This window comes from Meishania litoralis, from assembly GCF_042611095.1.
Lineage (GTDB): Bacteria > Bacteroidota > Bacteroidia > Flavobacteriales > Flavobacteriaceae > Meishania > Meishania litoralis.
In genome coordinates this window covers 504,284-524,537 of the sequence record NZ_JBHFPV010000002.1, presented here as the reverse complement: position 1 = coordinate 524,537, position 20,254 = coordinate 504,284, and the positions used below count along the sequence as shown (strand labels likewise).

Here is a 20,254-nt window from a genome sequence, read left to right as displayed (position 1 = left end):
AGTTTATAAGCTCTTTCGATACGTTCGTCTACGTTTGTAGATAACGGGATTAAAATGTTTCCACATTTGACGAATCGCCACGTTTTCTTCTAGTTCTGGTGTACGGTAGCACATATCGATTCCCTTTGCCTTAAAGGTTTTATAGTATTCGTTGAAAATAATCGCGGTCACCCCTTTGTTCTGGTAGTCGGGGCGTATTCCGATAAGATAGAAAATAACGTCTTTGCTATGTTTTTTGGCCTTTAGAAGATGAAATATGCCAAAAGGGAACAATCGGCCCTTCGCCTTTTGCAAAGCCTTCGAAAATGACGGCATAACTATGGCAAAGGCAATCAGGTTTTCATCCTTGTCCACAATAAACTTGATGTATTCAGGATTGATAAAACTGATATATTTTTTCTTGAAATAGGCCTTTTGTACCTCGGTGATCGGCACAAAAGAGGATAGTTTTGAATAGGTTTCGTTGAATAGGTCGAACATTTGATCGGCCATGGGCAAAACCTCGCTGGTTTTGGTGAAATTGATTTCCTTTAGTCCGTAACGTCGCTTGACCAGATCGTTCAATTTTGTGAAAAGCGCGGGATCCGCGGCACTGGTCGGGAATTTATTCTCCATATATTCCTTTTCCTTTACAAACCCCAGGCGTTCATAATGTCGTTGATAGTATGGATGATTGTACCAAGTGACCATGGTGCCAATGTGGTCGAAACCTTCGACGAGCACACCGACCTTGTCGAGATTGGAAAAACCAACAGGCCCTTCCATATAGTCCAGATTGTGTTTTTTGCCTATTTCTTCGGCCTTTTGCAATAATGCTTCGGAAACCTCGCCATCGTCGATAAAATCGAACCAGCCGAAACGGACTTTACTGATTTTTTGCTCGTTGACTTCGAGCCAATTGATGATGACCACGATTCGACCAGAAATGACCCCATTCTTGTAAGCAAGGAAGAACCGGGCATCGGCGTTTTTGAATGCTGGGTTCTTATCCTTATCGAAAGATTCCAATTCGTCATTGATAATAGGTGGCACCCAATAGGGACTATCTCGATAAAGCGAAAATGGAAATTTGACGAATTGCTTTAATTCATTCTTGGTAGTAGCTTCTTTGAGCGTGACCATACAGATTTTTTGTAAGGTCAATATTATGAATAATTACAATGGTAATACTAAAGATTACGGTTAAAATTTGAGCCTTGTAATCTAGAAATCATATTCGCTCTGGCTGTCTTTTTTCTTTTTTCTTTCGGCCCGTTTTAATTCGCGAAGCTGTTTTTTAGTAGGGCCAAGATCAATATCTTCGGCGCCCGTGCCCCTATTTTTTGCTTTTTTGGACCTGCGCTCTTTCTTTTTCATTGCATTCTTTTTGATCGCCCCACCGTTTTCTCCTGCATTTTGTTCGTCGATGGCTTTCGGTTTGGGATCCTTGTGAAGGTCAAAACGGTAGGATCCACCTAGGGTAACAAATACACGAGAGGGTGTGTTCTTAAAACTGGCACCCATATTCACATCAAATTGAAGATCTTCGCTTAACAAATGTGCAACGCCTCCCCGTAAAAGTACGTCGGAATATCTATCGCTTTTTATCCCCTGATTTTCGATGAAGGCACTCCATTTAGGATTGCGAAAGGCGTGCGATATAGAGACTAGATAGCTCATTTCAGGAAAGTCGGTAGAAATACGGTCATACGCAAAATTGGTGATCAACACGAAGCGAGGCGTCAATCTACTTTGAGTGGCCACCATGCCGCGATATGAAACCGTCGGGTCACCAATATGAAAAGGATTGTCACCGATATTGAAGGTAGCGCCGCCATAGATCGATACCGAGGGAATCAGGTTTTTGAGTTGAAAGAGGTTGTTCTTTCTCCAACTATAGAGGTTGGGTTTGTTTCGTTCGGGATCTTTATAACGATCATAAATAAGAAACTTCAGTCCCAATCGGTTTCGCGAGAAATCGGTAAACGATTGCTCCACGCCGATGTTCGCGAAGGTTGTTTTGCGATTCTGAAAAGTACCTTCGTAGTTGATCTCCAATTGTTCGAACAACAATCCGTAACGCAAAGAAAGATCGGTGCCCCAGATATTTGATTGGGTATTCAATAGGCTATGGTCGCTCTGCTCATAGAAAGCACCCAACTCGGCTTGAATCACATTTTTTCCTACCGCATAGGCGCTGACCGATAGTCCGGGGCGGTTAGAATTAATGACATCCGTGTACTGCGAGATTCCAAAAAAAGGCAAAAATAGAGGAAGAATGCGTATCAATTGCCGTATTCTTTTCATTTCGAAGTTATGCCCCATAATGGTGATTTTATTATTATTTTATGACTTTGGCCCTGCTATTACAACGTGAGAATTGTATTTTTGATATATACTATTTAAATAAAATGGCTTTTTTAAAGACGATATTGACAATCTTTCTGGTATACTACCTACTGAAAATGGTGTTGCGTTTATTGGCCCCGAAACTATTCAGTTATGCGGCCAAGAAGACCGAGGCACATTTTCAGGAAAAATTCGGCGAGTTCGTGAACCAGAATCAACATAGAGAGCAGCAGGTCGACGACGTGATAATCAATAAAAAACCGCAGCGAAAGGACAGTTCTTCGCAAAAAGTTGGTGAGTATATTGATTTTGAGGAGGTAGATTGATTAAATTAGCAGCTTCAATCCGTTAGTCTACTTCATGCAAACCGGTTTAAAAGCCCTTTTTGTCCATTTTTTTGTTGCCGTATTTTTCGTCATTGCCGCCTTGGCCTATTTTTACCCCGTACTTCAGGGAAAGGTCATCGAACAATCCGATATTATTCTGTATACCGGCATGGCCAAAGAGCAGAACGATTTCAGGAAGCGAACAGGAGAGGAGCCCTATTGGACGAACGGTGCATTTGGCGGAATGCCCACCTATCAGCTTGGGGCCTATTACCCGCACAATTATGTAAAGAAGCTCGATAACCTTGTTCGTTTCTTGCCCAGGCCCGCCGACTATCTTTTTTTGTATTTTATCGGCTTTTACATTCTTCTATGCTGTCTTAAGGTGGATTATCGCCTGGCGGTCGTGGGAGCTTTGGCATTTGGCTTTTCCACGTATTTGATTATCATTTTTGGCGCAGGCCATAATGCAAAGGCCCATGCGATCGGTTATCTGCCTTTGGTACTGGCCGGCATTGTTCTCGTCTTCAGAAAGAAATACCTGTGGGGATTCGTTCTGACCGCCGTAGCCATGGCTTTGGAAATCGGGGCCAATCATTACCAGATGACCTATTATTTTATGTTGCTGGCTCTGATTTTAGGAATTGCTTATTTAATCGATGCCGTTCGTAAAAAGAAATTAAAACATTACTTCATCTCGATAGCAATACTATTGGGTGCCGTTGCCCTAGGAATCGCATCGAACGCCACGAGTTTAATGGCCACCAAGGAATATGCCGATTGGAGTACAAGAGGGAAATCCGATATAACCATCAATCCCGATGGTTCCCCCAAAGAGAGCACGGGTGGGCTGAGCAAGGAATACATTACGCAATGGAGTTACGGAATTGCCGAATCATTGAATCTGTTCGTCCCCCGACTATTCGGAGGGGCCAGTGGTGAAGAATTGGGAGAGAATTCCAAGACGTTTGCCTATGTGATTGACAAGGAAATCCCAAGAAGTACGGCACTAAAATATTTTAGCACCTTGCCCCTTTATTGGGGCGACCAACCAGGAACCTCAGGCCCAGCCTATATTGGCGCGATTGTCTTCTTCCTTTTCATTTTGGGGTTGATTTTGGTCAAGGGTCGTGCCAAGTGGTGGCTTTTGGGTGGCACCCTGATGTCTTTGGTACTGTCATGGGGCAAGAATTTTAGTCTGGTGACCGATTTCATGATCGACTATTTTCCACTATACGACAAGTTTCGCGCCGTATCGTCAATACAGGTGATTTTGGAGCTTTGTGCACCGATACTTGCCATACTGGGCTTGAGCGTGCTCCTCAACGAGTTCGTTTCCAAAAGCCGGAAAGTAAAGGCGCTCAAAATCTCATTTTTCACTGTTTTAGGTATCGGTATTTTGTTGTTTTTGGCAAAGGGAATGTTCGATTTTATCGCTCCGGGAGATGAAAGTTTGAAAATGACAGGACTTGAGGGATTGCCCGACGTGATCCAACTTGACCGAAAAGCTGTTTACAATAGCGACCTTTTCCGATCCCTACTTTTCGTATTGCTTGCGGCTGCGGTCCTATGGGTTTATCTAAAGGAAAAAATCAAGGAAAATGTACTGATCATCACATTGGGCGCGCTAATCGTTTTCGATTTGGTCGGGGTAAACCTCCGCTACGTCAATAAAGAAGATTTTGTAGCAAAAAGAAGGATGACACAGCCTTTTCAGGAAACACCTGTGCATCAAGAAATTTTAAAAGATGACAGTATTTTCAGGGTCTTCGATCAAACTCAGGGATTCGAAGGGGCTGAAACCTCTTATTTTCATCAGGCTATTTCAGGGTATCATGCCGCAAAGCCTGCAGGCATGGAAGATCTCTTTTATTTTCATATTGCCCAGGGCAATATCAAGGTTCTGAATATGCTCAATGTTAAATATGTAATTCAACAGGATCAAGATGGACAGCGATATCCGGCCGTAAACACCGATGCGAACGGAAATGCTTGGTTCATAAAAAAAATGGTGGAAGTTAAAAATGCCAACGATGAGCTTTTGGGGCTCAAAGATTTTGACGAGAAGAACGAGGCGATTGTCAACACCGAAAAGTTTCCAACGGTGAACCAGTTTAATTTTCAGGTCGATTCCGCGGCCACCATTCAACTTATCACATATAAACCGAATCATTTGACCTATGAATCGCGTAATTCACGAATGGGCGTTGGAGTGTTTTCCGAGATGTATTACCAACCAGGGTGGAATGCCTATATCGATGGAAAACAGGTCGAACACTTTAAGGCGAACTACGTACTGCGTGCCTTAAAAATACCTGCCGGCAAACATGCTATAGAATTCAAGTTCGAACCACCGGTCGTCGAAAAAGGAAGCAAAATAGCAATGGCAAGTTCAATTCTTTTAGGATTGGTCGTTTTGGGTGGTCTGGCGTACAATTTTTGGCATGTCCGTAAAAGGGAAGAAGAGACTGCGAAATCGCCAGCATCCTAGAGATGAACCATTGCTCAAAAGACATCCCCAATGTCTAACCTAGTATTTGATCGTATGAAAAAGGTACTTATCATTACGTATTACTGGCCACCGGCCGGTGGTCCGGGGGTACAGCGATGGCTGAAATTTGTGAAGTACCTTCATGATTTTGACGTTGACCCTGTTTTGTATGTGCCTGAAAACCCACATTATCCGATACAGGATTCATCGTTTCTAAATGAAGTACCCGAAGGCCTTAAAATTTACCGATACCCCATAAAAGAACCCTACGGTCTGCCCGGATTGTTATTCCCCAAAAAAACTAACCGGATCAGTTCGGGGATCATTCAGACCAAGAACCAAACAATTCTAGAAAAGTCGATGCTTTGGATCCGGGGAAATTTTTTCATTCCCGATGCGCGAAAAAGCTGGGTAAGACCTTCGGTAAACTTTCTCTCGGATATTTTGGATAAAGAAAACATAAATACGATCATAACCACAGGGCCGCCGCATAGCGTCCATCTTATCGGAAACCGGTTAAAACAACGGCATGACCTAACTTGGTTGGCGGACTTTAGGGATCCATGGACCTCGATCGGATACCACCAAAAATTACGGTTAACCAAAGCATCACAGAGGAAACACGAAGAACTGGAAAGAATGGTTTTGCAAAATGCTGATAAAATCATTGTGACCAGCCCAACGACGAAAAAAGAGTTCGAACAATTGACTGACAAACCGATTGCAGTAATCACCAATGGATATGACTCCGATTATGAAGGTGGCGCAAATGTGGACAGCCAGTTTACCATATCACATATCGGTTCATTGCTCACGGGCAGAAATCCGAAAAATCTATGGAAGGCAATATCGGATATTGCCCGTGAGAACGAAGTTTTTAGAACTGACCTGCGATTGGAGTTTATAGGTGTGGTCGCACAAGATGTACTTGATACGATGTACCGTTTTGAACTTGGGCCTTATGTTAAGATCAAAGGTTATGTTTCGCACGCAGAGGCACTTAGAAGGCAGCAACGTGCACAACTTTTGCTTTTGTTGGAAATCGATTCGAGAGAGACCCAAGGCATCATACCTGGAAAGTTATTCGAGTACATGGCCGCCCGTCGCCCTATTCTGGCGGTCGGACCCAAAAAATGGGATGCCGGCGCCATTATTGAAGAGACCGATACCGGAAAAGTTTTTGATTATGCTTCGGGCGATGAGCTTAAAGAAGTAATTTTAAGTTGGTTCAAAGCGTTTAAGGAAGGAACCTTGCACGTTGTGTCAAAAGATATTGAAAAGTACAGTCGCAGGGCACTCACCAAGCAACTTGTCAATCACCTCTAATGGGAATCGTACTAAAACAATCTTTTCAAAATACATTGATTACCTATATTGGCTTTGCCATCGGTGCGGTGAATACGTTGTTTTTGTACACGAATTTTATGGATCCCAAATATTATGGACTCATTCAGGTCATATTGTCTGCTTCAGCCGTATTAATGCCACTGCTGGCCTTTGGTGTTCCAAATACCTTGGTCAAATTTTATAGTAGCTTTGAAAAGAATGATGGGCAAGACGGTTTTTTGACCCTGATGCTTTTACTTCCATTTATGTTGATTTTACCCGTGGCGCTAATAAGCTACCTGGCCAATGACACCATCGGTAATTTGCTGTCAAGGGAAAACCCCATCGTCAAAGATTATGTTTGGCATATTTTCATTATCGGAATGGCCATGGCCTATTTTGAGGTTTTTTACGCTTGGGCACGTATCAAGATGAAATCGGTTTTCGGCAATTTCATGAAGGAAATATTTTGCAGGGTAGGGCAGACGGTTCTATTGATTTTACTTATGCTTGAAATCATAACCGTCGATTTTTTCATAATGGCACTAATGGGCTTCTACGTTATTCGTATGTTGATCATGAAACTATATGCCTATAGTTTACGAATGCCCAAGTTGTCGTTTGACTTTCCCAAAAATGTCAAGGATATTCTCAAGTATAGTGCTTTGATCATTGTAGGAGGCTCTACGGCAATCATTCTTTTGGAAATAGACAAGGTCATGATCAATAATTTCATCAAAATAGAAAACGTGGCCTATTACAGTGTAGCAGGGTTTATCGCTATGGTAATTGCGGTACCCTCTCGGTCGATGCATCAAATTACCTATCCGTTGACAGCGGAATATTTGAACAAAAATGACAGGGCCTCGCTAAAAAGGCTCTATGAAAAAAGTTCCTTGACTCTTTTTATCGTTGCCGGAATTTTGTTCTTACTCATTCTATTGAACCTGAACGATTTGTACGTTATGCTTCCCGATGATTACCGTGGAGGTTTCATGATCGTCTTTTGGATCGGACTGGCCAAGGTATATGATTCTCTTTTGGGCAACAATAATTCAATTCTATATAATTCGAACTTCTACCTGTCTGTTCTAACCTTTGGTGTATTGTTGGCAATAATGGCCGTACTTTTCAATTTATGGCTTATTCCCAAATACGGACTGAACGGTGCCGCCATCGCCAGTTTTTCAGCCTTTTTTATTTACAATACGATCAAACTGATTTATGTTCAAAAAAAATTTGATATTAGCCCCTTTACCAGCGAGACTTTTAAGGTCTTTGGCCTATTAGCGATGATTGCCATTTTGTTCTATTCTTTACAATTTTCTTTTCACCCGATTTTGAACATAATTCTAAAAAGTCTTTTGATGATTGCCATGTATCTTGGTGTTCTCTATCGGTTCAAGATTTCCGAGGATGTATTCGGTGTGCTTTCCAAATTTTTGAGGAAATAGCAGATACAGGATAATAATGGCCATTGGGGTTAATGACTATTTTTATATCTTTTTACAATATTGATAAAACCAAAATCTATGTACTTTTCAAATGCTAAATTTTATATAAGCCGAAGTTTTCAAATTCTGGTTACGACCCTTCTTTTAAGTGCTTGTGGCCCGGTTAACGAAAACCCTGATGGTGAAGAATGGATTGCCTTGTTCGACGGTGGGTCGATGAACGATTGGACTCCAAAATTTGCCGGTTACGATCTAGGCGTAAATTATCATGACACCTTCATTCTAAAAGATAGTCTGTTGAGTGTTCGGTATGATGTAAAGGACACCTTTAAAGGTAATTTCGGGCATCTATATTTCAAGGAAAAGTTTTCGCATTATCGCTTAAGGGTCAAATATCGTTTTGTGGGTGACCAAATGACCGGGGGACCAGGGTGGGCCATACGTAATAACGGACTGATGCTTCATTGTCAAGAACCTTCCACCATTGGCCTAGATCAAGACTTTCCGATTTCGTTGGAACTACAGTTGCTTGGTGGAGATGGCGTAAACGAGCGTACCAATGCCAACCTTTGTACGCCCGGAACCAATGTAGTCATGAACGACTCGTTGTTCACGCCACATTGCGTCAATTCGACCTCTGAAACCTATCATGGAGACCAATGGGTAGAAGTCGAAGCATTGGTTTTGGGCGATTCACTTATCCAACATATTTTGAATGACCAAGTGGTTATGGAATACCGAAACCCAACAATTGGCGGTGGGGCCATTAGTGGTTACAAAGAAAGTGCCTATATCGAAGGTGCACCGCTAAAGGAAGGGTATATTTCGATTCAGGCCGAAACACATCCTATAGACTTCAAATCGATAGAGTTATTGGATCTTACCGGCTGTATGGACAAGAAGGCAAAGAACTATAAGTCGTATTATGTGCATGAGGATAATGGTAGTTGTGAATATTGATAGTTCAAAAAAAAAGGCCCCGCAATGAACGAATCCATTACGGGGCCAAACAACTAACCAACCTAAAAACTATTTTTATTGCCTTCTACTACTTCTTACGGTTGCCGACCTTGCATTTTTACCGCCACTTCTTGAACTAATGGCCTTGCTTGTTCGACTTCTTGAACCCGTACTTCTTGCTACCGTACTTCTACTTCTAGCAGGTGCTTTGCCAACAGATTGGCTTCGCGAACTACTTTGAGGCTTTCTATACGTATTGGCATTTCTTGTGACCTCACGACTTGTTGGGGTTCTGACCACTGTTCTTTTGCCAACCGCGCTACGTCTTGGCGTATTCACGGCCGTTGAACGTTTTGTCACGGTTTTCCTAGAGTTGGATCGAACATTACCTTTGTCGTTACTTCTACTTTCTATTCTTTGAGAACGATCCACCGCGGTTCTTCCGGCAATTTTTGACCTTGAACGATTTGATCTGACCGCTACATTTCTTTCCACACTCTGGCTATTTCTTGAGATATTGGAGTTTCTTGCCGTGTTGCTTCTACTTTCTACCGTTCTATTGCTTCGCGCAACAGCTCCTCTTCTGGTATTGTTTTCACGAACTGCGACCCTCTTGTCATTGCGATAGACCGTTGCTCTTTCACGTCGAACTTTATTATATCTATATTCTCTTCCGATTTTGGCGTAAGCCCATCTACGGTTGTTCAAGTAAGGCCTATAATAAGTGTATCGGAAAGGATTGTAATACCTTCTATAGGGGTGGTCGAAGACCAAACAGAAGCCTATAGCGGGTCTAACAAACCACCTGTGAAATGGTCGATATACATAGTACCTGTTGTAAACATTGATATAGCCCGTATGATAATCGTAGAACCCTCTATTGTTATAGTATACGTACATGCCTCCCATTCTAAAGACCCTTCCGTTTCGGTAGGCAATATCGACGTTTCCGATTTGGTTCACGCGGCCATAGTAGTCGTAATAGATGGGAACGTTTTCTACTTGAATTACGGCGCCATAGTCATCATATTGGGCATAAGGACTATAATCAAAACCTGAATTGAATGTAATTTTGTTTCTTCTTCCGTTTACATAGTTGTCAATGTAAAAGTCGAACTCGCCATCAGGATATACCGAAAACGTAATGCCACTTTCAACAAAGATGAACGAATTGTTGTATCTATAAGCATTGCGTGTTGCAACCTTATCTTCGTTTGTTGTACCGGAGGCCATGACACCCGAGGTGCCTAAAATGAGGGCCGTAAATAAAAGTACTAGATTTCTCATGATATAAGGTTTTAAGTTCCTGAATGCAACTATTTACATTCGATAGGTATATACCAAACAGCGTGCCAAAAAAGATAAAATACAATTAAATATCTGAAAATCAGATATTTAAAATCCATATTGTACAATGGTAAATTTGGTTGACCATCGATAAAGGTCAACTTGTGAGAGCTTTTTCCAATGTTTTCAATGAAGTAATCTTGCCCAATTCAAGAATGGTATATGCAACGGTCATTTTCTGAATTGGCCTATCTTCGAGGTTTTAGGCTTATAATTTTTCTTTCAGGTAATTAGCCGTTACCGAATCGATATTTTGGACAATTTCCTCAGGTGTTCCTTCCGCGATTAAGTGTCCGCCATTTTCCCCGCCTTCCGGTCCAAGGTCAATAATATAATCCGCGCACTTGATCAGTTCGATATTATGTTCGATCACCACTATTGAATGCCCGCGGGCGATCAAAGCGTTGAACGACCTGAGCAGTTTTCTGATATCATGAAAGTGAAGGCCCGTAGTAGGTTCGTCAAAAATGAAGAGTGCCTTGTCTTTTGTATTCCCTTTGACTAGAAAAGAAGCTAATTTGATACGTTGTGCCTCTCCGCCCGATAGGGTGGAAGAAGATTGCCCTAGCGTTACGTAGCCCAGCCCCACATCTTGAAGCGGTTTGAGCTTTGCGGTCAGTTTAGTCTGTTTGTGTTTTTCGAAAAAAGCGATAGCATCATCGATCGTCATGTTAAGAACATCATCGATGGAGACATCCTCAAATTTAACTTCAAGGACTTCTTTCTTGAAGCGTTTTCCTTCACAAGCGTCACATTCAAGATGTACATCGGCCATAAATTGCATTTCTACGGTAATCTCACCCTCTCCCTTGCATTTTTCGCATCTGCCGCCATCTACATTGAAAGAGAAATGCTTTGCCTGATATGCCCTTATCTTGCTCAATTTTTGCGACGCGAAAAGATTTCTGATATCGTCATAGGCCTTAATGTACGTTACTGGGTTTGACCTTGAAGACCTTCCGATCGGGTTTTGGTCAACGAATTCCACGTGTTTTAGAAACTGGTATTTTCCGTCGATCGAAGTAAATTGTCCCGGTTTTTCGCCGTACCCCCCGATTTCCTTTAAAATTAACGGGTATAGCAACTTCTTTACCAAGGTACTTTTGCCACTACCGGAAACGCCGGTGACAATCGTCAACATATTCAATGGAAACGTAACATTGATGTTTTTTAGGTTGTTCTCTCGGGCACCATTGATCGTTATATGGTTCTTGGAGGTTCTCCGCACTTCCGGAACCGAAATTTCCATCGTGCCGTTCAAATAACTTGCGGTCAACGATGTGGATCGTAATACCTTTTCCAAAGTTCCGTGTGCGACCACTTCGCCACCATGGGTGCCCGCCTCTGGACCTATATCGATAACTTCATCGGCCGCTTTCATGATATCTTCGTCATGTTCGACCACAATGACGGTATTGCCCAAATCGCGCAGTGATTTCAGAACTTCTATAAGGTTCTCGGTGTCCTTTGGGTGCAGGCCAATACTGGGTTCGTCCAAAATGTACATGGATCCGACCAGACTACTGCCCAGCGAAGTGGCCAGGTTTATTCGCTGGCTTTCACCTCCTGACAGGGTATTCGACTTTCGGTTAAGGGTGAGATAGTTCAATCCGACCTTATCGAGGAATTCAAGCCTAGTGTTTATTTCCTTTAATAATCGGGAGGCTATTTTATTATCATGGTCATTCAGGGAAATTTCGCCGAAGTACGCGATTAATTTTTTTATGGGAAGCTCGACCAGATCCGAAATCGATTTGCCGCCCACTTTTACATAGTCGGTTTCTTTTCTAAGTCGTTTTCCTTGGCAAACATTGCACTTGGTTTTTCCGCGATAGCGCGAAAGCATGACCCGATTCTGTATTTTGTAACTTTTTTCCTCCAACATTCCAAAGAAATCATGGAGTCCGGTAAAATGTGAATTGCCATCCCAGACCAATTGTTTTTGCTCTTCGGCCAGTTCGAACCATGGTTTGTGAATTGGAAAATCGAATTTGTAGGCCGAATTTACCAGTTGGTCGCGATACTGGCCCATACTTTCGCCCCTCCATGGAAATATGGCGTTCTCGTATACCGATAGGGCCGTATTCGGAATTACGAGATCTTCGTCGATTCCGATGACATCTCCATACCCTTCGCATTTTGGGCACGCCCCATATGGATTATTGAAACTGAACAGATGCACATTCGGTTCCATGAACGACATGCCATCAAGTTCAAACTTATTGTTGAACACAGTCTGTCTCAAAGTTGACAATTCTTCGATTATGCATTCGCCCTTGCCTTCAAAAAAAGCGGTGTCGACGGCATTGGCCAAGCGATTATAAAAGGCTTCATCATCGGCCTTTACGATACGATCTACCACAAGCTCGAAGTCTTTGCCGATATGCTTTGGAGCGGCATCGATTCGAATCACTTCCCCTTTATACTTTATTCGCGCATAGCCCTGTTTCGATAAAAGCTGTAACGATTTAAGTGTATCCTTATTCTGCTTAACTGATATTGGGGCCAATAGAAGTAATTTTGACCCTGAATAGAAATCCCTCACATGGTTTACAACGTCGGTAACGGTATTCTTTTTGACCTCTTGACCCGAAATCGGCGAGATGGTCTTGCCGATGCGGGCATACAACAACTTAAGATAATCATATATCTCGGTCGTCGTTCCTACGGTAGACCTGGGGTTCGTCGAATTGACCTTTTGTTCAATGGCTATTGCAGGTGCGATTCCTTTGATGTAATCTACTTTCGGTTTGTCCAATTTCCCCAAAAACTGTCTTGCGTAAGAAGAAAGACTTTCAACATAGCGGCGTTGTCCCTCGGCGTATAAGGTGTCGAAAGCCAGACTTGACTTTCCCGATCCCGACAGACCGGTAATGACCACCAGCTTGTTTCTAGGTATAACGACATCTATATTCTTCAAGTTATGCAACTTCGCACCCTTGATAATGATGTTCTGTTTAGGGTTTACATCTAAGATTGTTGACATTGTTTACTTTGATTGCGTAAAGATACGGCAAGCCTTTTTCACTACCCAATATTGCATGGCCGGCAATCAAAATTCTGTGGTTCAGAACATAAAATTTACGGGAGTATATAATTTTTTCTATATTTGAACTTACTTTAACGTCACACGCCTATAGCGCAACATTACTTTTTTAAATCTAGTTTACGAACGAAAACGACCTCTTGCTTGAGAGGCCCCCTAGTTTTAACCTATAAAAAAGTAATTGTTATGGACCTACAAGTTGACGATTCCTTACTCATAAAAAATTACATCTCTGGAGACGAGAAGTCCCTTGAAATTCTCATCAATAGACATAACCAACGAATAAGCAGTTTTATTTATTCCAAGGTAAATGATCGAGGTATAACCGAAGATATTTTTCAAGATACCTTTATTAAGGTAATCAGAACCCTTAAAAAAGGCAGTTACAGCGAAGAGGGCAAGTTTCTGCCTTGGGTCATGCGTATAGCCCACAACCTGATAATCGACCATTTTAGAAAGAATAGTAGAATGCCTATGTACGGCGGTGCCGATAGTTTTAACATCTTTTCGGTCATCGGCGATGAAAAACTTAATGTCGAAGGGCAAATCATCAAAGATCAGATAGATTCAGATTTGACCCTGTTGATCAATGAACTTCCCGAAGACCAAAAAGAAGTGCTTATTATGCGCATGTACCGAGATATGAGTTTTAAGGAGATTTCTGAAAATACCGGTGTCAGTATCAACACGGCTCTGGGCAGAATGCGTTATGCATTGATCAATCTTAGAAAAATTATTGAAGAGAACAATATAATTTTAACGAACTAATCGAACCTTAGGTCTAATAAACGAATTATTCAACGTCAGGTCGAACAGATCCATTATATTTATTTCAAGTAGCGTTATCCTAGTGAAACAATTCTGAAATAAATATGGAGAAAATTTACGCTAAAGATCAAGATCGATGTAAGCTTATTAAGGCCAAACCTCAAACTGTGAAGTTCTTATTGGATTATTCAAAATCTTTGAGAATAACCGAGATTCAGGGAATCAAGTTCGAAGGGAACATCAACTAAAATTGATCGCTAATTTTTATACCCTCATGATTTACGGATTATGAGGGTTTTTTCTTGCCCATACCGTACTTCTTTATCCCTACCATATGATTGATATTTTCTTAGGGTACTATAAAGTATTTTTTCAAAACCGCTGAGAAAAGGAATCGTTCTCGTAATCATACGCTAATTTTTTTTCAAAACTAATGATCGAATCGGTCAGTCAAAATGGGCTTGCAATTGGAATTGCCTGTTTCACATCAAAAACCGACGGTTTGACAACATAGTTTTTTACACACTGGCCCTTTTATCTAGTTTTATATCATAATTCAAAAGCGATGAAAGTCTTTATTAAAAGGCCTTTGTTGAATAAAGCTCAAAAAAAAACACTAACCGTGCTTTCCTAATTGAAAGCCAATTTTAACCAAAAGTAGTTTGTATGGAATTGCAAATCGAAGACTCAGAACTAGTAAGGGATTATATCAGCGGTGATGAAAAAGCCCTTGAAATCTTAATCAACCGTCACAATCAAAGAATCTCTAGCTTTATTTACTCGAAAGTTTTAGATCGCGACATTACCGAAGACATATTTCAAGACACCTTTATCAAAGTCATCAAAACGCTGAAGAAAGGATCTTATAGCGAAGAAGGAAAATTCTTGCCATGGGTAATGCGCATTGCACATAACCTTATCATCGATCATTTTAGAAAGAATAAAAGAATGCCGATGTTCGAAGGAAACGACGACTTTAATATTTTTTCAGTAATTGGTGACGATAAATTAAATATAGAGAAACAAATTATCAAGGATCAAATCGATTCTGATTTGAGAGAACTAATCGAAGAATTGCCTGATGATCAAAAGGAAGTTTTGTTAATGCGTATCTATAAGGATATGAGCTTTAAGGAAATTTCAGAAAACACAGGGGTTAGCATAAATACTGCCTTAGGTCGGATGCGATATGCACTGATCAACCTCAGAAAAATAATCGAAAAACACAATATCGTTCTTACCAATTAAGATTTCGTTAAATGAGATAGAAACAATATTTCCATATTAGTTGCGTTATCTTAACATAACTATACGATTACTAATATGGAAAAAATTTACGCTGAACAGTTAGGAAAGAACAGACTTTTCAAAGTTGGCCCTGAAACAGTACGCTTTTTACTCGATTACTCGAAGTCGCTGTACATTTTAGAGCATAAGCAATTCAAGTTTGAAAATGTTATGAACTGATAAAAAGACCCGCTAAATGCGGGTCTTTTTATTTTTATGGTATTCTTTCAATACCGTCGTTCTACCGATGGTTTTTGTAATAATATCTTTTTCAAGGTCCCAGCCCCGGGCAGGTGAGTATTCGCGTCCATACCAAATAATTTGTAAATGAAGGTCGTTCCATAGCTTTTTTGGGAACAATCGTTTGGCATCCCTTTCAGTCTGTACTACATTTTTGCCATTGCTTAATCCCCAACGGTACATGAGCCGGTGAATGTGCGTGTCAACCGGAAAGGCTGGTATACCGAATGCCTGTGAGACCACAACGCTTGCCGTCTTATGACCTACGGCAGGGAGTTCTTCCAGCAGCTCAAGTTGTTTGGGCACGGTACCATTATATTTTTCTATCAATATTTTAGACAGCCCGTAAATGCCCTTTGATTTCATTGGCGAGAGCCCGACCGGTTTAATAATCTCCCGTATTTCATCCACCGACAGTTTTATCATATCATTAGGATTATCGGCCTTGGCGAATAGCAGGGGCGTAATCTGATTTACGCGAACGTCGGTACTCTGTGCCGATAATAGTACTGCGATCAAAAGTGTATACGGATCTTTATGGGCTAGCGGAACCGGAATCTCAGGATAAAGTCTATACAAGGTCTTTATCGTAAAATCTACTTTTTCGGCTTTGGTCATTATTCCTTAGTTTCGCTCAAAATTTTAATGTCCGAAAATAATCAAATTTCAATTATGAATACATTGAAGGTGGGAGATAAAGTACCCGATTTTACGGTAGAAGATCAAGATGGCAACGCAGTGAGACTCGCTGATTTCGTGGGAAAGAAATTGATAGTATTTTTTTATCCGCGTGCGAATACGCCAGGCTGTACGGCAGAGGCCTGCAATTTAAGGGATAACTATGCCGAACTTAAGGCGCAAGGCTATAACCTATTGGGGGTCAGCGCCGACACGCAGCGGAAACAACATGGTTTTAAGAAGAAGTTTGATTTTCCGTTTCCGTTATTGGCCGATACCGAGCATACCGTAATCAATGCTTTTGGGGTTTGGGGGCCGAAAAAATTCATGGGGCGCACCTTTGACGGCATTCATAGAAAGACCTTTGTAATCGATGAAAATGGTGTAGTCGTCAAGGTTATAGATAAGGTAAAAACAAAAGATCACGCCGCCCAATTATTGGAATAGCTTTTTAATGACTACCTAAAAGAAAAAGGCCCTGAACCACCAAATGGTCACAGGGCCCTTCATTTTTTATGGGGCTCACACTTTATCCTCAGTGTCTTTGACTAGTTTTCTAGTGAACAAATGGTTTTCTTTGATCATTTCGGCAAGGCCTTCTGGAAGCATTTCTTCCCAACCTTCTTCATCGTTTATCAATTTCTTTAATACGTCGCGCGAGAAAATATGCATGATCTCAGGATCGTAATCTATAATATCCATTACTTTACCATTGTACTTGAAGAATTTGTATAATTCCTTCATTCTTGGGTGTACCTTGATATTGTTGCTGGTCATGATTTGCCCGGTCTCTGCATTCTTCATGGGATACAGGTATACCTGTAAGTCTTTGAAAAAGAGCTTGCCAAAGGCCTCAAGTATTCCACCACTTAAATGGCGGTAGTATTTTTCATCAAAAATATCGACGAGGTTATTGACGCCCATGGTCAGGCCGATCTTGGCCTTGGTGTAATTGTTGAAGTATTCGACCAATTTATAATACTCTTGAAACTTAGAGATCATTACCGTGTGGCCCAGTGAACAAAGCAATTTGGCCCGATCCATAAAGTCTTGCTCGTCAATCTCACCCGAAGCTTTTAGGTTTGAGAGCGTAATCTCAAAAATAACAATCGTGTTTTCTTGTTCTACCGATGGGTCGCGAATGAAGATATCGAGTGATTTTTCGAACATATCCATATTGACCTTGGTCACCGGTCTAAAACTTCCGCGCAAGGCCAGAATATTCTTTTTGTAAAGTACCGTGGCCGGTAACAAATTGTTTCCATCGGAACCGAACATAACGGCATCGGTCATATCGTTTCTGATCAACTGCAGACTCATCAATCGGTTGTCGACACCCTTAAAGTTCGGCCCTGAAAAATTGATCATATCGATTTCGATAGTGTCCTTGTCAATGTGGTCATATAGATATTTAAGAAGCTTTCTAGGTTTGTGGTACTTGTAAAAAGCGCCATAAATAAGGTTTACACCGACAGTGCCCAAGGTTTCTTGCTGCAATCTGGCCTCGTTCTGCTTGAACCTGATATGTAGAATAATCTCATCGTATTCTTTTTGCTTTGGATCCAATTGAAAACGAATTCCGACCCAACCATGGCCCTTGTAACGTTTCGAAAAATCGATGGTCGCAACCGTATTTGCGTATGAAAAGAATAATCTATCAGGGTGTCTATCACGGGTAATACGCTCTTCCATTAACTTCATTTCATGGGCGAGCATTTTCTTGAGTCGCGGCTGGGTTACATAACGGCCGTCTTCTTCGACCCCATATATGGCATCGCTGAAATCCTTGTCATAGGCGCTCATGGCCTTCGCTATCGTGCCCGAGGCGCCCCCAGACCTAAAAAAGTGGCGGGCAGTCTCCTGGCCTGCACCTATCTCGGCAAAGGTTCCGTAGATATCAGGATTAAGGTTGATTCTAAGCGTTTTTGACTTGATGGAGGGAATATTCTCAAATGAGGTATCCTTATCTAGAACTGAAGCCATTTTTAATGGTTTTGCTAAGAAGCAAAGTTAAAAAGATAGCTTAATCTTTTAAATAAATAAGTTATAATTTTGAAATAAATAGGCGAGAAGTTGAAAATTGTTTTTTTGGGTACGGGAACGTCGCAAGGAATCCCTGTTATAGGCAGCGAACATCCGGTTTGCCTAAGTTCGGACCCGAAGGACAAAAGATTGCGCGTATCGGTACTACTTTCATGGAACGGCCATAATCTTGTCATCGATTGCGGCCCTGATTTTAGGCAGCAGATGTTGACCCATCGAGTTACCAAGCTTGACGGAATTCTATTCACGCATGAGCATTCTGATCATATTGCGGGGTTAGATGATATAAGACCTTATTTTTTTAGACAAGGTGATATTCCGATATATGCCCACGAAAGGGTGGTTACGGCATTGCGTAAACGTTTTGACTACATTTTTACCGATGAGAACAGATACCCCGGTGCCCCTGCAGTAGCCGTCAACGAAATCGAAAAAAATCGAAATTTCGAGGTATGCGGACAAACGATTGTTCCGATCGAGGCAAATCACAATCGATTAAAAGTCTTTGGTTTTCGTATCAAGGACTTTACCTATCTGACCGATGTGAAGTCCATCTCTGAAAGCGAAAAGACTAAGATCGAGGGGTCTAAGATTTTGGTCGTCAATGCATTGCGAAAAGAAGCCCATCATTCGCATTTCAATTTGGAGGAAGCTTTGACTTTTGTCGATTCGGTAAAACCAGAAAAAGCCTATTTTACCCATATCAGCCATCATATGGGGTTTCATGCCGATGTAGAAGAATCCCTGCCCGATAACGTGCATTTAGCCTATGACAACTTAATACTCAATCTTTAAATCAAAAGTTTATGAAGAGCAGAATTTTTATGTATCTATTTGTATTTACGGCACTGATCTGCCTTTATCTTTTTGTGAGCAACAATAAGATGAGCACCGCCAAGGATGCTAAAATCGATAAGCTTGAAAAACAGATCGTTCAATTGGAAGATTCGGTTCAAAGTACCCAATTGAAGGTATTGGACATGCAATATTTCTCTCTCGAGAACAATGATGATGCTTTGGCCTATTATGATCATTTGGGGCTAAAGGACCCTTCGCGCTATATTGCCGATAAACTCTTGGAAACCAATGAGCAAAAAGGTGATAACCCTTTGGTACCCTATGAGGGAATGGAAAGCGACTTCAAGATCAATAAGATAAAGGTCTTGAACCATAAGTGGATTTTGACCGATTTTTCAGATGGAAAGTATTGGGGCGAGTTATTGATCAAATACGAACTGAAAGACGATATGGGAATCGATTTTACCATGTTGGATCACCTGTTATACTCCCGAAGTAACTAAATGCGATCTTCAAGCCATTTTTTGAAGGAATGAAAATTCTGGGGAGCTACACCGTGACCGACCGGAAATTCTTCATAAACATGTTCTACCTTAAGATTTTTTAGAAAATCGGGCGCTCGCTGGGCCCATTCAGGGGGTATTACCTGATCGACCTGTCCGTGCGATGCGTAAATTTGAAGGGTCGAGTGGTCTTTGTCCTGATAACCTTTGGCAAGAATATCTTCATTGATGTATCCGCTCAAGGCAACAACATTCTTTATCTTCTCCGGATACGATAGTGCAACGGCATAGCTTAGAATGGTACCTTGGCTAAAGCCGATCAAAGTAATCTGTTCGTCATCGAGACCATAGGCGGCGCAAGCTTCGTCAATAAAGGTTATGATTTTTTCACGTGAAGCGATAGCTTGTTCGTTATCGCTCCATTTGCCTTGCTGTGCATCAAAATTTATGGCGTACCAAGCAAAACCGAAGGGTTCTAGACGATAAGGTGCCCGGGCCGAAATAATACATAATTCTGGCGGCAGCTCGGGGGCGAATGAAAAGAGGTCTTCCTCATTACTGCCATATCCGTGGAACAGAAAAGCGACGGGTATTTTTCCCGAAGTCAACGATGAAGGTTTGATAAGATGTTCTAAAGATAAAGGGGCGGTGGTCATTTG

The 20,254-nt window shown here is 41.5% G+C and carries 19 protein-coding genes; 11 read left to right on the top strand and 8 right to left on the bottom strand.

All coding sequences use genetic code 11. From position 1 onward, the window contains the following. Positions 1–3: 3 nt before the first annotated feature. Together ACEZ3G_RS11400 and ACEZ3G_RS11395 are read right to left on the bottom strand one after the other, a co-directional pair. Entirely contained in the window at positions 4–1,122 is a 1,119-nt protein-coding gene (locus ACEZ3G_RS11400; RefSeq protein WP_432425617.1) for a GTP cyclohydrolase, read from the bottom strand. An 81-nt stretch (positions 1,123–1,203) separates the two neighbouring features. After that, on the bottom strand, positions 1,204–2,304 hold the full coding sequence (locus tag ACEZ3G_RS11395; protein ID WP_432425616.1) for a transporter: 1,101 nt from the start codon (positions 2,302–2,304) through the stop codon (positions 1,204–1,206). Positions 2,305–2,390: 86 nt separating this feature from the next. Here ACEZ3G_RS11395 and ACEZ3G_RS11390 point away from each other — a divergent pair, with 86 nt between their 5' ends. From ACEZ3G_RS11390 to ACEZ3G_RS11370, 5 genes are all read left to right on the top strand, one after another. Then, positions 2,391–2,654, top strand: coding sequence for a DUF4834 family protein (locus tag ACEZ3G_RS11390; RefSeq protein WP_432425615.1), 264 nt, complete (start codon positions 2,391–2,393; stop codon positions 2,652–2,654). Positions 2,655–2,688: 34 nt separating this feature from the next. Beyond that, positions 2,689–5,145, top strand: coding sequence for a YfhO family protein (locus ACEZ3G_RS11385; RefSeq protein ID WP_432425614.1), 2,457 nt, complete (start codon positions 2,689–2,691; stop codon positions 5,143–5,145). A 54-nt stretch (positions 5,146–5,199) separates the two neighbouring features. Next, the gene (locus tag ACEZ3G_RS11380) at positions 5,200–6,471 is read left to right on the top strand and encodes a glycosyltransferase (protein ID WP_432425613.1); all 1,272 of its coding nucleotides are present in this window, start codon (positions 5,200–5,202) and stop codon (positions 6,469–6,471) included. Further along, positions 6,471–7,925, top strand: coding sequence for an oligosaccharide flippase family protein (locus ACEZ3G_RS11375; protein WP_432425612.1), 1,455 nt, complete (start codon positions 6,471–6,473; stop codon positions 7,923–7,925). Before ACEZ3G_RS11380 ends, ACEZ3G_RS11375 begins: the two co-directional genes overlap by 1 nt. Before the next feature lie 78 nt (positions 7,926–8,003). After that, the gene (locus ACEZ3G_RS11370; RefSeq protein ID WP_432425611.1) at positions 8,004–8,885 is read left to right on the top strand and encodes a 3-keto-disaccharide hydrolase; all 882 of its coding nucleotides are present in this window, start codon (positions 8,004–8,006) and stop codon (positions 8,883–8,885) included. A 75-nt stretch (positions 8,886–8,960) separates the two neighbouring features. Here the strand turns inward: ACEZ3G_RS11370 and ACEZ3G_RS11365 are convergent, their stop codons facing one another. Continuing rightward, positions 8,961–10,172, bottom strand: a complete 1,212-nt coding sequence (locus ACEZ3G_RS11365; protein ID WP_432425610.1) for a hypothetical protein — start codon at positions 10,170–10,172, stop codon at positions 8,961–8,963. A 268-nt stretch (positions 10,173–10,440) separates the two neighbouring features. Continuing rightward, positions 10,441–13,218 (bottom strand): excinuclease ABC subunit UvrA, encoded by a 2,778-nt coding sequence (uvrA, locus tag ACEZ3G_RS11360; protein ID WP_432425609.1) that lies wholly within the window; start codon positions 13,216–13,218, stop codon positions 10,441–10,443. A 246-nt stretch (positions 13,219–13,464) separates the two neighbouring features. Here uvrA and ACEZ3G_RS11355 point away from each other — a divergent pair, with 246 nt between their 5' ends. Next, entirely contained in the window at positions 13,465–14,046 is a 582-nt protein-coding gene (locus tag ACEZ3G_RS11355) for an RNA polymerase sigma factor (protein WP_432425608.1), read from the top strand. Between the two features lie 272 nt (positions 14,047–14,318). Here the strand turns inward: ACEZ3G_RS11355 and ACEZ3G_RS11350 are convergent, their stop codons facing one another. Beyond that, positions 14,319–14,456 carry a hypothetical protein gene (locus ACEZ3G_RS11350; protein WP_432425607.1) on the bottom strand — a complete coding sequence of 46 codons (138 nt, stop codon included), beginning with the start codon at positions 14,454–14,456 and terminating at the stop codon, positions 14,319–14,321. Between the two features lie 256 nt (positions 14,457–14,712). On the opposite strand from ACEZ3G_RS11350, the gene ACEZ3G_RS11345 reads away from it, so the two are divergent. Next, on the top strand, positions 14,713–15,294 hold the full coding sequence (locus ACEZ3G_RS11345) for an RNA polymerase sigma factor (protein WP_432425606.1): 582 nt from the start codon (positions 14,713–14,715) through the stop codon (positions 15,292–15,294). Between the two features lie 75 nt (positions 15,295–15,369). Continuing rightward, positions 15,370–15,513 carry a hypothetical protein gene (locus tag ACEZ3G_RS11340; protein ID WP_432425605.1) on the top strand — a complete coding sequence of 48 codons (144 nt, stop codon included), beginning with the start codon at positions 15,370–15,372 and terminating at the stop codon, positions 15,511–15,513. A 12-nt stretch (positions 15,514–15,525) separates the two neighbouring features. Here ACEZ3G_RS11340 and ACEZ3G_RS11335 read toward each other — a convergent pair whose 3' ends face one another. Further along, positions 15,526–16,191: an endonuclease III domain-containing protein gene (locus ACEZ3G_RS11335; RefSeq protein WP_432425604.1), complete on the bottom strand. Its 666-nt coding sequence runs from the start codon at positions 16,189–16,191 to the stop codon at positions 15,526–15,528. A gap of 54 nt (positions 16,192–16,245) precedes the next feature. On the opposite strand from ACEZ3G_RS11335, the gene bcp reads away from it, so the two are divergent. After that, the gene (gene bcp / locus ACEZ3G_RS11330) at positions 16,246–16,698 is read left to right on the top strand and encodes a thioredoxin-dependent thiol peroxidase (RefSeq protein WP_432425603.1); all 453 of its coding nucleotides are present in this window, start codon (positions 16,246–16,248) and stop codon (positions 16,696–16,698) included. Between the two features lie 75 nt (positions 16,699–16,773). Here the strand turns inward: bcp and ACEZ3G_RS11325 are convergent, their stop codons facing one another. Continuing rightward, positions 16,774–18,234 (bottom strand): TonB-dependent receptor, encoded by a 1,461-nt coding sequence (locus ACEZ3G_RS11325; RefSeq protein ID WP_432425602.1) that lies wholly within the window; start codon positions 18,232–18,234, stop codon positions 16,774–16,776. A 90-nt stretch (positions 18,235–18,324) separates the two neighbouring features. On the opposite strand from ACEZ3G_RS11325, the gene ACEZ3G_RS11320 reads away from it, so the two are divergent. Both ACEZ3G_RS11320 and ACEZ3G_RS11315 read left to right on the top strand, forming a co-directional pair. After that, complete coding sequence (locus ACEZ3G_RS11320) at positions 18,325–19,089, top strand: MBL fold metallo-hydrolase (protein ID WP_432425601.1); 765 nt, start codon at positions 18,325–18,327, stop codon at positions 19,087–19,089. Between the two features lie 11 nt (positions 19,090–19,100). Next, complete coding sequence (locus tag ACEZ3G_RS11315) at positions 19,101–19,595, top strand: hydrolase (RefSeq protein ID WP_432425600.1); 495 nt, start codon at positions 19,101–19,103, stop codon at positions 19,593–19,595. Here ACEZ3G_RS11315 and ACEZ3G_RS11310 read toward each other — a convergent pair. Then, positions 19,592–20,251, bottom strand: a complete 660-nt coding sequence (locus tag ACEZ3G_RS11310) for an alpha/beta hydrolase (protein WP_432425599.1) — start codon at positions 20,249–20,251, stop codon at positions 19,592–19,594. The two genes, ACEZ3G_RS11315 and ACEZ3G_RS11310, sit on opposite strands and share 4 nt — an antisense overlap. Between the last annotated feature and the right edge of the window lie 3 nt (positions 20,252–20,254).

Excerpts from the sequence above, each read along its gene's own strand:
- bcp (WP_432425603.1), top strand. The coding sequence starts at position 16,246 with ATGAATACATTGAAGGTGGGAGATAAAGTACCCGATTTTACGGTAGAA.
- ACEZ3G_RS11385 (WP_432425614.1), top strand. The coding sequence starts at position 2,689 with ATGCAAACCGGTTTAAAAGCCCTTTTTGTCCATTTTTTTGTTGCCGTA.
- ACEZ3G_RS11400 (WP_432425617.1), bottom strand. The coding sequence starts at position 1,122 with ATGGTCACGCTCAAAGAAGCTACTACCAAGAATGAATTAAAGCAATTC.
- ACEZ3G_RS11310 (WP_432425599.1), bottom strand. The coding sequence starts at position 20,251 with ATGACCACCGCCCCTTTATCTTTAGAACATCTTATCAAACCTTCATCG.
- ACEZ3G_RS11365 (WP_432425610.1), bottom strand. The coding sequence starts at position 10,172 with ATGAGAAATCTAGTACTTTTATTTACGGCCCTCATTTTAGGCACCTCG.
- ACEZ3G_RS11390 (WP_432425615.1), top strand. The coding sequence starts at position 2,391 with ATGGCTTTTTTAAAGACGATATTGACAATCTTTCTGGTATACTACCTA.
- ACEZ3G_RS11345 (WP_432425606.1), top strand. The coding sequence starts at position 14,713 with ATGGAATTGCAAATCGAAGACTCAGAACTAGTAAGGGATTATATCAGC.
- ACEZ3G_RS11380 (WP_432425613.1), top strand. The coding sequence starts at position 5,200 with ATGAAAAAGGTACTTATCATTACGTATTACTGGCCACCGGCCGGTGGT.
- ACEZ3G_RS11355 (WP_432425608.1), top strand. The coding sequence starts at position 13,465 with ATGGACCTACAAGTTGACGATTCCTTACTCATAAAAAATTACATCTCT.
- ACEZ3G_RS11340 (WP_432425605.1), top strand. The coding sequence starts at position 15,370 with ATGGAAAAAATTTACGCTGAACAGTTAGGAAAGAACAGACTTTTCAAA.
- ACEZ3G_RS11375 (WP_432425612.1), top strand. The coding sequence starts at position 6,471 with ATGGGAATCGTACTAAAACAATCTTTTCAAAATACATTGATTACCTAT.
- ACEZ3G_RS11395 (WP_432425616.1), bottom strand. The coding sequence starts at position 2,304 with ATGGGGCATAACTTCGAAATGAAAAGAATACGGCAATTGATACGCATT.
- ACEZ3G_RS11350 (WP_432425607.1), bottom strand. The coding sequence starts at position 14,456 with ATGATTACGAGAACGATTCCTTTTCTCAGCGGTTTTGAAAAAATACTT.
- uvrA (WP_432425609.1), bottom strand. The coding sequence starts at position 13,218 with ATGTCAACAATCTTAGATGTAAACCCTAAACAGAACATCATTATCAAG.
- ACEZ3G_RS11325 (WP_432425602.1), bottom strand. The coding sequence starts at position 18,234 with ATGGCTTCAGTTCTAGATAAGGATACCTCATTTGAGAATATTCCCTCC.
- ACEZ3G_RS11315 (WP_432425600.1), top strand. The coding sequence starts at position 19,101 with ATGAAGAGCAGAATTTTTATGTATCTATTTGTATTTACGGCACTGATC.
- ACEZ3G_RS11370 (WP_432425611.1), top strand. The coding sequence starts at position 8,004 with ATGTACTTTTCAAATGCTAAATTTTATATAAGCCGAAGTTTTCAAATT.
- ACEZ3G_RS11335 (WP_432425604.1), bottom strand. The coding sequence starts at position 16,191 with ATGACCAAAGCCGAAAAAGTAGATTTTACGATAAAGACCTTGTATAGA.